The organism is Microcoleus sp. D3_18a_C4, from assembly GCF_036702415.1.
Lineage (GTDB): Bacteria > Cyanobacteriota > Cyanobacteriia > Cyanobacteriales > Microcoleaceae > Microcoleus.
The window spans coordinates 1-12,394 of record NZ_JAUBTI010000150.1 but is presented as its reverse complement, the minus strand read 5'-3'; the positions used below and the strand labels follow the sequence as shown (position 1 = coordinate 12,394).

Annotated in this window: 11 protein-coding genes; 2 read left to right on the top strand and 9 right to left on the bottom strand. The window is 47.9% G+C overall.

Annotated elements, in window-relative coordinates; translation table 11 throughout:
• Positions 1-239 (top strand): hypothetical protein (locus QUB16_RS31360; RefSeq protein WP_333322154.1); only part of this gene is annotated, 239 nt, incomplete at its 5' end.
• Here QUB16_RS31360 and QUB16_RS31355 read toward each other — a convergent pair.
• The 9 genes from QUB16_RS31355 to psbZ all read right to left on the bottom strand — a co-directional run bounded on the left by QUB16_RS31355 (position 236) and on the right by psbZ (position 9,092).
• Positions 236-1,702, bottom strand: a complete 1,467-nt coding sequence (locus QUB16_RS31355; protein WP_333109100.1) for a DEAD/DEAH box helicase — start codon at positions 1,700-1,702, stop codon at positions 236-238. The genes QUB16_RS31360 and QUB16_RS31355 overlap by 4 nt on opposite strands.
• Positions 1,703-2,606: 904 nt before the next feature.
• Positions 2,607-3,929 carry a 30S ribosomal protein S12 methylthiotransferase RimO gene (gene rimO / locus QUB16_RS31350; RefSeq protein ID WP_333322153.1) on the bottom strand — a complete coding sequence of 441 codons (1,323 nt, stop codon included), beginning with the start codon at positions 3,927-3,929 and terminating at the stop codon, positions 2,607-2,609.
• Between the two features lie 271 nt (positions 3,930-4,200).
• Entirely contained in the window at positions 4,201-4,824 is a 624-nt protein-coding gene (locus QUB16_RS31345; protein ID WP_333322152.1) for a Uma2 family endonuclease, read from the bottom strand.
• A 228-nt stretch (positions 4,825-5,052) separates the two neighbouring features.
• Entirely contained in the window at positions 5,053-5,691 is a 639-nt protein-coding gene (locus QUB16_RS31340; RefSeq protein ID WP_333322150.1) for a Uma2 family endonuclease, read from the bottom strand.
• Positions 5,692-5,925: 234 nt separating this feature from the next.
• Positions 5,926-6,504: a Uma2 family endonuclease gene (locus QUB16_RS31335; RefSeq protein ID WP_333322149.1), complete on the bottom strand. Its 579-nt coding sequence runs from the start codon at positions 6,502-6,504 to the stop codon at positions 5,926-5,928.
• 46 nt (positions 6,505-6,550) lie between these two features.
• Positions 6,551-6,706, bottom strand: coding sequence for a hypothetical protein (locus QUB16_RS31330; protein WP_333322147.1), 156 nt, complete (start codon positions 6,704-6,706; stop codon positions 6,551-6,553).
• A gap of 242 nt (positions 6,707-6,948) precedes the next feature.
• Positions 6,949-7,839: a hypothetical protein gene (locus QUB16_RS31325; RefSeq protein WP_333322146.1), complete on the bottom strand. Its 891-nt coding sequence runs from the start codon at positions 7,837-7,839 to the stop codon at positions 6,949-6,951.
• Positions 7,840-8,086: 247 nt separating this feature from the next.
• Positions 8,087-8,680, bottom strand: a complete 594-nt coding sequence (gene ribH, locus QUB16_RS31320) for a 6,7-dimethyl-8-ribityllumazine synthase (RefSeq protein WP_333322144.1) — start codon at positions 8,678-8,680, stop codon at positions 8,087-8,089.
• 220 nt (positions 8,681-8,900) lie between these two features.
• The gene (gene psbZ, locus QUB16_RS31315) at positions 8,901-9,092 is read right to left on the bottom strand and encodes a photosystem II reaction center protein PsbZ (RefSeq protein ID WP_332957158.1); all 192 of its coding nucleotides are present in this window, start codon (positions 9,090-9,092) and stop codon (positions 8,901-8,903) included.
• A gap of 316 nt (positions 9,093-9,408) precedes the next feature.
• Here psbZ and QUB16_RS31310 point away from each other — a divergent pair, with 316 nt between their 5' ends.
• Positions 9,409-12,327, top strand: coding sequence for a CBS domain-containing protein (locus tag QUB16_RS31310; protein WP_333322143.1), 2,919 nt, complete (start codon positions 9,409-9,411; stop codon positions 12,325-12,327).
• Positions 12,328-12,394: the final 67 nt, after the last annotated feature.

Here is a 12,394-nt window from a genome sequence, read left to right as displayed (position 1 = left end):
GTCCCGCCCGTCCAAAAAGGACGGGCGGGACGCCCATCCCACAAACTTGTGGAAGTTATTTAATTCTCATTCCTTATCCAATTCTCAGTCCGCTAGGAGTGGACGAAAGTTTGTTCGCGGTTTCAACCGGCGAGGGAGCTCGGATTTGGGAGCACACCCATAAAAAAAGTAGAGGTGCGATCGATCGCATCTCTACAATAATTCTAAATAAGGTGCACCGAGTGCACCCTACCAATTAGCGGTTCTGGGGAACAGGAGCACTCGGTGCTCCAGAAAAAGTCGCCTCACCAGTCTTAGCCCGCTTTTTGATCAAGATAGGCTTGACGCTGTTTTCTCCACCAATCGGGGGATCTTCTTGTTGAGCGTAATCAGCGCCCATCCAAGCAGGACGGCTTTGATCGAAAGCCATTTGCAAAGCAGCAGCGGCGATCGCGTGGGAGTCGTACTCCTCCGATAACTGAGACACCAGAGGCAAGAAAGATGCCATCCGTTCGCCAGCCAAAGCTTCGCGAACTTTACCCTGCATCTTTTCCAACTGACGAGCTTCAATTTGCGCCCGTGTCGGAATGTTTCGCACCGTCAAGCTCGATCGCACGTGGCGTTCAATCAAGCGCAGTTTGCGGCGATCGACCGGTTGAATCAGCGTAATCGCCGTTCCTTCGCGACCAGCCCGGCCCGTGCGTCCGATCCGGTGAACGTAGCTTTCCACACTGTCGGGCAAATCGTAGTTAATAACGTGAGTCAAGTGATCCACGTCCAAACCCCGTGCCGCAATATCAGTCGCCACTACCCAGCGCACCTGACATTGGCGGAACCGATGCAACAAACGTTCCCGCTGTGCCTGATTCAAATTACCGTGATACTCATCAACGCTGTGACCTGCTGCTTGCAGTTGGCTGGTGAGTTCTGCCGCCGACTGCCGAGTCCGCACAAAAATCAGTGCAGATTCCGGGTCTTCCATTTCTAGGATTGGCTGTAGGGCTCTTGCCTTCGACCAGCCACGGGGAATCATGTACACGCCTTGGCTGATGCGCTTTGGCGTTGCTTTTGGCTGTTCTACGGTGACGTTGACTGGGTTACGCAAATGCCGCGCCACCAGTTTCCGAATGGAAGGTTCCATCGTCGCCGAGAAAAATGCCGTTTGACGTTCTTGTGGTGCAGCATCCAAGATTTTTTCCACATCTTGAATAAAGCCCATGCTCAGCATTTCGTCAGCTTCATCCAAAACCAGCCACTTTACCTTGTCTAGTTTCAGGCTGCCGCGGCTGAGCATATCCAATATGCGTCCGGGTGTACCGACAACGACGTGAACGCCGCGCTTCAAACGCTGCATTTGACGATCGATCGATTGACCGCCGTACACTGTCAGAACTTGCAGAGAGCGACCCACTTTTACCGGGCCGTCGCTGCTGATGCCGCTCAAATCGCGGATGGCTTCAGTTACTTGCATCGCCAATTCGCGAGTCGGCGTCAGCACCAGTGCTTGCACCGCAGTTACATCTAAATCAATCCGCTCCAAGATGGGCAACGAGAATGCTGCCGTTTTGCCTGTCCCTGTTTGGGCTTGACCCACAACGTCGCGACCTGCTAACAGGTGCGGAATTGCTTGTACTTGGATGGGAGTAGGTTCTGTAAAGCCTAGTGTTTCCAGATGGAGAACGAGTTCTTCCGAAAGACCTAAGCCTTCAAACAATAAATTCATTAATGCTCCTAATAACGAGTCTTAGCCTTCTAAGTTGCCCAACTCGGATGCGGATTTCTGCTCGGCGGCAGGAACTCATAAGAGTTCTTTATGGTGCTGCGCCTGCGCGCACCTTCTTAAATAGCAATCGAGTATAGGGCAGCTCCGTCGATGGTGACTAAATTTACCAATTCGACAGCCGTCTTTGATTTTGTGACATCACCGATACCAACCGCCAGCGGTCGGCTTATGGGCTTCCAACATTCTTAAAACAGGACATTGGACTTCCTTTGAGGTACTTGCAAGCTTTCCCTCTTGGGCATTTTATAGTGAGGATCATGCCAGCCCCACTTCACTACAACATAGTAGTAATAGGTTTGTTGGTTCAGGCGCTATCCCGCAATCCGTCGCCTGCGGGATTGAGCAGGGGATGCAGCGACCGTTACCGCCTATCCATCTCAACACTCTTTCGGGATACCGTTGTGGTGTAGGGCGGACGGCGAAGCAATCTCAAATTCTCCCCGCTTATTTCTGGCTTGTTACTATCATAACTCTTTACATTCAGAAACAAAACATTAAATTCGTTAAAATTTTCCGATCGTTCTGTAGAGATAACCGCACCCCGAGGGGGAGCGTCGATTGCAGCCAGAGGCTAATAAAGGTTTATAACCCTTTGCTACCTATCTTTGCACAATATTTTACAAACCGTTACTTTTGCTGCACAATCCGCTAATCATTTTTGGCTGGTGTCCGGTTTTTGTTCGCCACACCGCCGATCGCGACAGTTCCAGCAACACTTACACTTGACCCCGCCCAGCACCGGATACAGTGCCACGTCAACTCATGAGGGTCGATCCCAGAATTTTAGACAAAAGAAAGATCGATCTCCCAGATGAGTCTGTGCAGTCAATCTAAAATCTAAAATCTAAAATCTAAAATCGACTTGACCGTAGAGGTCGTAGACATCTGCACCAGTAATTTTCACAGACACGATCGAACCCAGCCGCGCTTCTCCTGTCACATAGACGAGTCCATCTACTTCTGGGGAAAACCGAGCGGATCTACCAATCAACTCACCTGTCTCTGGTTGTTCTTGTTCTATCAGGACATCAACTACCTGACCGACAGATTCTTGATTCTTCTTCAATGATATAGGTTGTTGTGCCGCCATTACCGAATTGCGCCGCATTTCCATTATTTCTGCTGGTATTTGCTGGGGCAAGCTGAAGGCTGGGGTTCCTTCTTCTGGCGAAAATACAAAAACTCCTACGTGATCGAATTCGTGGCGCTTGACAAATTCCAGCAAGTGTGCTGCGTGTTCCTCGGTTTCGCCGGGAAAGCCGACAATAAAAGTTGTTCGCATCACAGCGCCGGGAAGTGCTGCTTTGAGTCGATCGACTATGGCATCATTAATCCCAGCTTGAAAAGGCCGATTCATCGCCCGCAGAATTTCCGGGTGCGAGTGTTGTAGGGGTAAATCCAAATATGGCAAAACGTTGGGCGTTTCGCGGATGGCTGCGACAACTTGCGGAGTCAAACCTGTAGGATAGGCGTAGTGCATCCGAATCCAAGGTACATCTACTTCACCCAAAGCGCGAAGCAGTTCGGCTAGTTTCGGTTCGCCATAAATATCTTTGCCGTAGTTGGTGGTAATTTGAGAAATTAAGATAATTTCCTTTACCCCTTCGGAGGCTAATTGCTTAGCTTCGGCGACAATAGATTCGATCGTCCGCGACCTTTGATTTCCGCGCAAGTGCGGGATAATGCAAAATGCACAGCGATAGTCACAGCCTTCTGCTATACGCAGATAAGCGACACCTTCCGATGTCGTGCGGTAGCGGGGAGTAGTTTCGTCAGCGATGTAAGTAGGTTCACTAGAGACGAGGGAAACTCGATCGCCCTTTTCGACCTGCTGCATAACATTGACGATTTTATGATAGTCGCCCGTGCCGACAATTGCGACTGCTTCGGGCAATTCGTCCAGCAATTCCTGCTGAAAATGCTGTGCCATGCAGCCGGTGATGACTACTTTTTTATTAGCTTCTGCCAATTCTACCAAGGTGCGGACTGACTCTTCTCGCGCCGCTTGGATAAAACTACAAGTATTGACTACAACATAATCGGCTAATTCTTCATTAGAATCGACTTGATAGCCCGCTTGAGCCAGCAAGCCGATCATGTGTTCGGTATCGATGCGATTTTTTTCGCAGCCGAGGTGAGTAAATGCGATCGTTGGCTTCGTTGCCATGCAGTAATAGTTAGTGTTGCGCTATTTTTAAGAACGTTTTATGATATCACACAATTAAAAAAATTGCAATGTGTATGTGGAAGCTCTGGACTGTTGTGGTGTCCGCAGTTGTTGTGTGATATTTGTGCGATCGTGAACGAGGTGAGGATTTTTACGGTTTGTGCGATCGTACTTTCCCGCTTTTTCGCTGCCAGATTTTGACCCAATTGTCAGGTTTTGGTGTCGTCGGAAGGCTTCGACAATCTTACGCCCTTTGCATAATTTCGACTTGCTAGTTCGGCAAGCCAGCAAGAAAAATCTTCTCTGCCGTTAATTTTAATTCTGGAAAAGCCAGCGACTCAACAGTCTCGCTTCCCCTAAACTGTTTTACCTGATACTCCCCATCTACTAGCTGGTAAATCGAGAGAGTGGGTTGTTTGGGATTGCCGATAAACTTGCGACCGCCTAAACCAAGATAGTCTACAATCCAGTATTCGGGAATGCCCATTTCTTCATAGTCGGAAGCTTTGAAAAAATAATCATCCCGCCAGTTCGTACTGACCACCTCTACAGCTAGTCGCACCGAAGAGCCCATCGTGATGACTGATTCTTTTTTCCAGCGCGGCTCGTTTGCAAGCGCGGTTCTGTCTAGGACAATTACATCTGGCTGGTAGCCAGATTCGTTACGCGCAAGCTTGAGCAAGCAATCACCAGGGATAGAGTAAGGCAATTGCAGTCGCCTGATTTCAAAATTGATTTCACCGGAAATGAAACCTGTAACGTCGGAATGGTCGCCAGTTCCTAAAGGCATTTCAACAATTACTCCATTGTGTAGTTCGTACTTGTGGACAGAGTTCTCTGGATACCAAGCAACGAACTCATCAAACGTGATTGTTTTGGATATGGTTTGGATCATGTTCCGGTTTCCTCTGTCTGGTGATTAGTATGCGGAAAGCTCAAATATTACACAAGGATTAGAGGCAACGTTGCCTCTAATCCTTGACAAATTAAACTGTAGCTGATCTAATTTAGATAGCCCGTCCTGACAAAACAGCACTTGGTACAAAACGCAGATTTGTTAAAAAATTGGGGTTGTTTTGTACCCCATTTGATATCATTTTGATACCCGATCGCCCTAGTCCTTCTAGATCGGCTCGGTTGCAGGCAAACCAGCAAGAAAAATCTTTTCTGCCGTTAATTTTAATTCTGGGAAAGCCAGCGACTCAACTATGTCATCGCCCTTAAACTGTTTTACCTGATACTCGCCGTCAACCAACTGGCAAACCGATAGTGTGGGTTGTTTCGGAGTACCGATGAACTTGCGGCCGCCCAAACCGAGGTAGTCCACAATCCAGTATTCGGGGATGCCCATTTCTTCGTAGTCAGCGAATTTGAGATGGTAATCGTCCCGCCAGTTGGTACTGACGACCTCTACAGCCAGTCGCACCGAAGACCCCATCGTGATGATGGATTCCGTATCCCAGCGCGGTTCTCTTGTGAGAGCTGCTTCGTCCAGGACAACTGCGTCTGGCAGGTAGCCCGCCTCGTTGCGGACGGGTTTGAGCAGGCAGTCGCCAGGGATGAAATAAGGTAAGGAGCGGCGGTCAATTTCGATTGGTAGTTTTTTTGAACGGATGAAACCTGTAACGCGGGAATGGCGGCTGATTCCTAAAGGCATTTCAACAATTATTCCATTGTGTAGTTCGTACTTATGGACAGAGTTCTCTGGATACCAAGCAACGAACTCATCAAACGTGATTGTTTTGGATATGGTTTGGATCATGTTCCGGTTTCCTCTGTCTGGTGATTAGTATGCGGAAAGCTAAAAGATGGCACAAGTCTTTTCGGTAAAATACTGAAAATTATTGACATAGGAAGTAAAGTTTGCTATAATATTTAGTCTACAACCTCAAAATACCGATCGCGCCCATCGACTAAATCAAAAATCAGTATCTGGGCGATCGACCTCAAGATATCAAATGGGTTCTATAATCTTGATTTTATCGTAGCTTTTAAATTAGGCTGGAAACACCAAAGACAAATCCAGAGACAAATCTGGAAAACCCGGAATTGCAACAGTCTCATCGGGCAGAACTATTCGTTTGGAGCGATAATTGAAATCCCCTTGTCTTTCTTGATAAGGTTCGCTGTGCATTTCCAGTTGACTACCGACTAAATTAAATATCCAATAATTAGCAATCCCAGCTTCAGCATAGAGAGATAACTTAGTTTTTCGATCGTACTTCAAAGTAGAATCAGAAACCTCAATTACCAACAATATATCCGCAGGCTCCGGGTGAGAAGATAAATAATTATCAGAGCGATTGCGGGCGATAACAACATCAGGTTCTGGTTCGCTATCAGTAGCAGACAAGATAATTGGCTCTTGTACGCGCAAGCGAGCGCGTCTTGCCAGTAAAATGACTAACTCTTCAAGTAAAAGACTGTTACAAACAGAGTGAAGCCTACCTTTAGCAGCCATATTTATAATTTCTCCGCGAATCAATTCAACTCGGTCATCGGGGCCGAAAAATCCCAGTTCTTCCAAACGGTGATATTCTTCGATCGAGAATCGTTTAGCAGTTACAACAGTCATCGCTTTTGTTACCTACAGGTGCTAAAAGTACGCAATTCCATCAAATTTATACCCCCAGACTGCTAGCCCAATTTAAGAGGGGATTTGATCCGACGATACATCCGGGGCGATCGCCCGACAGCACTTGAACAGCAGCAGACGCAGGTAATGGATGGTCAGAATTTCCGCTCAAACCATTAACTTGACACATCAAAGTGTTCATTTCCAATTGGCAATATCTTGGTCTCATTTATCGATCGACCCCGACCAGTCGAACTTTTACCTTGGGGCGGGCATAATCACCACCCCACAAGAGTATTAAGATTTTTCCCGATGCAAATCTTGGCGTTGCTGAATACAGGTATGAATCCAAGATTTCCCAATTGCTATAAGTCCTCGGAGGGTGAGTTTTATAACTTCAAGCGAAAAGGTGATTCATACCGTGAATCAGCAACGCCATTTATTTTATGCGTAAGTATAGGGAACTTTTCCCAAAAAAGCTGCCATTTCGCCAAAAGTAGAAATCGGAGTCAGTATTAGAAACTGAGTACGACTCAGCAACAGCATATCAATCAAAGCGTTGCGGACGCCTTCTCTCGAAGTTCGTGGAAGACTAGGGCGATTGATGATGATTCGAGTGCCAAACTCTCTTAGCAGTGGCGAAATCTCTTCTTTCGAGCCATCGCTTGCCAGATAGATTGTGGTGTCACCTCCCATTATTTCAAGAGCTTTGCGAATTGAGCGACTATAGCGTTCTAAACCCAATCCCTGGTTAGCTTTGGTTGTAAAGTCACCGCGTCTTATGTGGACTCCAATGGTTGAGACCGACCAATTGAGGGAGAGTTTCTCAACCTCCTGAAGGATATCAGGCTTGGGAATCAGGTAGCTGCGAGCTGCATCAAGGTGTTCACCAAGTCTAGTTTCAAAAGCCCCGCGATCGACAAACTGCCAGTGAATATCTAGAATTACAGATTTGTGTGGCAGGTTTACTGCCAAGTCATGGGAACTCTTGTCTTTGTGATGATCGTAACGTACCAAGCAGTAGTCTTTATTAGGGATGTTTCGATCTTCGTCTTCCCACACAAATAAATCGTCGAATTTCGCGCAGCACTCTGGCGTCTCTGGCCAATTGACAACCAGCTTTCTTTCGGTACGCAGCGCAAAATCCTGAGCCAAAATGTGCGCCCGTAGTCGGTTAGCTAGACCTCTGTAGGCGAGATAAGTAACGGTTGGGGGCAATTCACTAGCAGAGTCAACATTTTGAAGGATGAGCCGAAGCTGATCTCGCCCAACTTGGGCCAGCCACGCCGACTGTGCAGCCTGCCAAACAAATCCTGGGGTCAGCGCCTTGACCATTTGTCGAACTGGTAACCAGAAATACTTGGAAATCATAGTGGGAATCTCTTCTCTAAAATAGTTTTGGCTCTTCCGGACTTACTATGCCAGGCGTTGCTGAATACAGGTATGAATTCAAGATTTCCCAATTGCTATAAGTCCTCAGAGGGTGAGTTTTATAACTTCAAGCGAAAAGGTGATTCATACCGTGAATCAGCAACGCCCAAATCTTGATGTTTTTTGAGCTTAAAAATACTGCTAGCCCAACTTACGAGGGGATTTGATCCGACGATACATCGGGGGCGATCGCCAGATTTGCTTCGCCCGAAAGCACTTGAGCAGCAGATCCTGTAGTTAATCGATGATCGTAAGAGTGTGTTCCCAAACCCTTAACTTGGCGCATCAAAGTGCCCATTTCCAAAGCACTCATCGCATAATTCCAGCCCAAATTGCTTTTAATTCCAGCCCTTTCCAAAGCTTGCTGCATCGTGTCAGTCGTCACCACCCCAAAAATCACCGGCACCCCTGTTTGAAAAGCAGCCGCAGCAATTCCCTTAGCAACCTCACCAGCCACAAAATCGAAATGAGGAGTTTGGCCCCGAATTACCGCACCCAGACAAATTACCGCATCGTAGCGGTGAGAAAGAGCAGCTTGGCGCGCCACCAAAGGAATCTCAAAACTTCCCGGAACCCAAAAAAAGTCCACCTGATGGCCATGAGGATTAATATCAACCCCGTGGCGTTTCAAACAATCTTGACATCCCTCCAAAAGTTTGTTGACAACCAAATCGTTAAAACGACCGATGACAATCGCAAATCGCAAAGATTCGGTGTGAGTAAAAGTTCCCTCGAAAACAGTCATAGTGTTCTAGTTTAGATTTTAGGTTTTAGGTTTTAGAGTTGTGTTTGTGAGAAGGCAAAAGTCAGAAAGCAGCAGCATCTCATCTGAATCTCAAGTACAAAAACATACAGGGTCGCGCGGTCTGGAAAATTCCTAGCTTCTGCCGAATGCCTTTCAATCGCTGGTGAATGCCTTCATCCTTCTATCTTTTACCTTCTTTATTAGATAGAGTTGGGTGAAATTAAACGACTAAAAAGTTCAATACACCCACTGCAATAACCAGCAAAAACCACAGACCCGATCCGACATAAATCAGGGATTTAGACTGATTCCAGTTTTGGGGAGAGGCATAAGCAACTGGCACGCCAACGACCATCACAAAAGACAGCAGTACCAGAGCCAGTAAAACCACTTGAAACAGAATTGATAACATCTTTTCTCCTTTCGATATAACCGTGCGTTGAGCAGAAATAGTTTCCCAGAACCGGAAAAAATCTTCCAAATTCTAGTTTTTGACAGTTTCCCGATAGTCGATCGAGAGATTGTCGGTTGATTGATAGGAAAGAACCCGTGCAAATTCGGGCGTTGCGCGAACAGGCGTCAGCGGCTTTTGAGATTTCGATCAATTTTATCATTGTTCGCTACACGACAGAAAAGTGGAAAGGTTAAGTTAAAGCCCGATCGACACATCCGGTTTCAGAGGGCGAGAAATTGCTACTGTTTGAGTTAGAGATGGGGGATTTTCGGCTATGGACTTAGTTTTGTGCCACACAACAGCAGATTTTGACGCCTTGGGGGCGGCGGTGGGACTTTGCGTGCTGCGCCCCGGTAGCAGGATCGTATTGACGGGCGGGTGTCACCCGACAGTGCGGGATTTTTTGGCGCTACACCGCGACGAGTACCCACTGATTGAACGCCGATCGGTCAATCCGCAAAAAATTCGCTCGATTACTATAGTTGATGCCTCCGGGCGCGATCGTTTGGGAAAAGCCGCCGAGTGGCTGGATTTGCCACACCTCAACGAAATTGCTATTTTCGACCACCACAAGGAGGCGGATTCAGACATCCCCGCTACAGTTACGCAGATCGAAGCAGTCGGAGCCAGCACGACATTAATTGTCGAAAAGCTCAAAAATCAAGCAGAAAAGAGCGACACACCATTCCGCCTTCTGCCTTCGGAAGCAACAGTAATGGCCCTCGGCATCCACGTCGATACAGGTTCCCTCACCTTTGAGGGCGCAACTGCGCGAGATGCAATAGCTTTGGCGTGGTTGATGGAACAGGGAGCGAGTTTGGGGGTAATAGCTGAATATGTAGAACCCGCTTTGTCTCCTCAATTGCAAGATTTGCTCAGAGAAGCGCTCAAGAATTTGCGATCGGAAATTTTGCACGGTTACAGCGTAGCCTGGGTGCTGCTATCTACTGAAGCTTACGTTCCCGGACTTTCTTCGCTGGCTTCTCGCTTGCTCGATTTAACTGAAACCGATGCTCTGCTGTTAGGTAATGTTTATAAATTTGGCGAAAACGAAAACAACCGCAACATCGAGCCCGAATCGCCAGTTTCCAATCGATTAACTATTATCGGTCGATCGCGCATCGAAGGAACAAACCTCAGCGAATTGTTCAAACCCCTCGGCGGCGGAGGCCACGCCCGCGCCGCTTCCCTCGCCACCCGCGATGTTGACCCCCTGCTGACTTTAAATCAGTTAGCTGACGAACTCAAAGCTCAAATTCCCCACCCTCCGACAGCCCGCGAATTAATGTCGTCTCCAGTGCGGAGTATTCGCCCGGAAACCTCGGTGGGGGAAGCTCACCGTATACTCCTACGTTACGGACATTCAGGGCTTTCTGTGGTCGATGCGGGCGATCGACTGGCCGGCATTATCTCGCGCCGCGATATTGACATTGCCCTGCACCACGGTTTCAGTCACGCCCCGGTGAAGGGTTACATGACTTGGCAGTTAAAAACGATCGCCCCAGATACCTTGCTGCCGGAAATTGAATCTTTAATGGTGACATACGATATCGGCCGCTTGCCAGTATTGGAAAACGGTCAACTGGTGGGAATTGTGACTCGCACTGACGTGTTGCGGGAATTGCACCAGCAAAAAGCGCGAGACAGGGGAAGCAATGCAGAATTGTCTTATTGTGCCGTCTCCGAATCGGTTGAGCAGTTGTTGCGATCGCGCATAAGTGCCGAATTGTGGCAATTATTGTCGATCGCCGCCAATATTGCCCAAAACCGCGGCTGGCAACTTTATATTGTGGGTGGAGCAGTCCGGGATTTACTCTTAGCCACGGATGATACACTGGCGCTAACAGATATCGATTTGGTTGTGGACGGAAAGTGCGGTTCCGACGATTCCGGTGCTGGTGTCGAGTTAGCTTCATCGCTGCAAAAACTTTACCCTGAATCGCGTTTGGACGTTCACGGTCAATTTCAAACGGCCGCGCTTTTGTGGCACAAAGACTCTGCTTTCGGCTCGCTGTGGGTGGATATCGCTACGGCTCGCACTGAATTTTACCCTTATCCGGCTGCAAATCCTGAAGTTGAAGCGAGTTCAATTCGCCAAGATTTGTACCGCAGGGATTTTACAATTAATGCGCTGGCGGTGCGGTTGGGTGTTCCTCGCAGCGGCGAATTGTTAGATTTTTTTTGCGGTTTGCTGGATTTGGAATCGAAGCAAATTCGAGTTTTGCACGCCAACAGTTTTATCGAAGATCCGACGCGAATTTATCGCGCTGTGCGGTTTGCGGTGCGGTTGGGATTTGAAATTGAGCCGCAGACGGAAGGATACATCCGCCACGCTTTGGCCAGCGGGATTTATTACCGAATTCAGGGGGAAAACGGCCGAGCTCCGGCTTTGGAAACTCGACTCAAAAGCGAATTGAAATACATTTTGCAAGCTCCTTACTGGAAAGTTGCTTTGCAAATGCTGGGAGATTTGCAGGCTTTGCGCTGCATTCATCCTAGTTTGGAGTTGGATCGGGAGTTGTGGCGACAACTGCGTTTGCTCGATCGGTGTTTGAATGGAAGAAGGAAGAAGGAAGGCACGACACGGATTTTGACACGGATACACGGATTAATGATTGAGGGTGAGTCACGAGTCAGAGGGAAGAAGGAAGAGGGAATAGGGAAGAAGGAAGAAAAAGAAAAAGCAACTATTTCCAATGCCCAATTCCCGATGCCCAATTCCCCATTCCCCATTATCAATATCCCCGATTGGCAGATGCGGCTGGAAGTTTTGATAGCTTATTTAGCACCGGAATATCGCGGCAAGGTGGCTGCAAATCTTCAGTTACCCGCTGACAGCATTAAGCGGTTGGAAGTTTTGGAAGCCGGAAAGAAGCAGTTAGCAGAGAATTTGCCTAAGTGCGAGTTGCCGAGTCAATTGGTGCTGCTGTTGAGGAATTATGAATTGCCGGTGTTAATTGCGATCGCCCTACAAAGTCCGCGAAGTGCACGCCGCCAAATCTGGGAATATCTCACCAAATGGGCGAATGTTGAGCCGCCTTTAAATGGCAACGATTTGAAGGCTTTGGGTTATAAGCCGGGGCCTGGGTTTAAACGAATGTTGGATGATTTGTTGGCGGCGAGGTTGGATGGCGATTTGGGCGATCGGGCTGCTGCTATCTCTTTCTTAGCACAACGTTATCCTCAAGCTTAGGATCGCGAATTAAATAACTTACAATTTTAATTGTTATTGTGGGATGGGCGTCCCGCCCGTCCTTTTC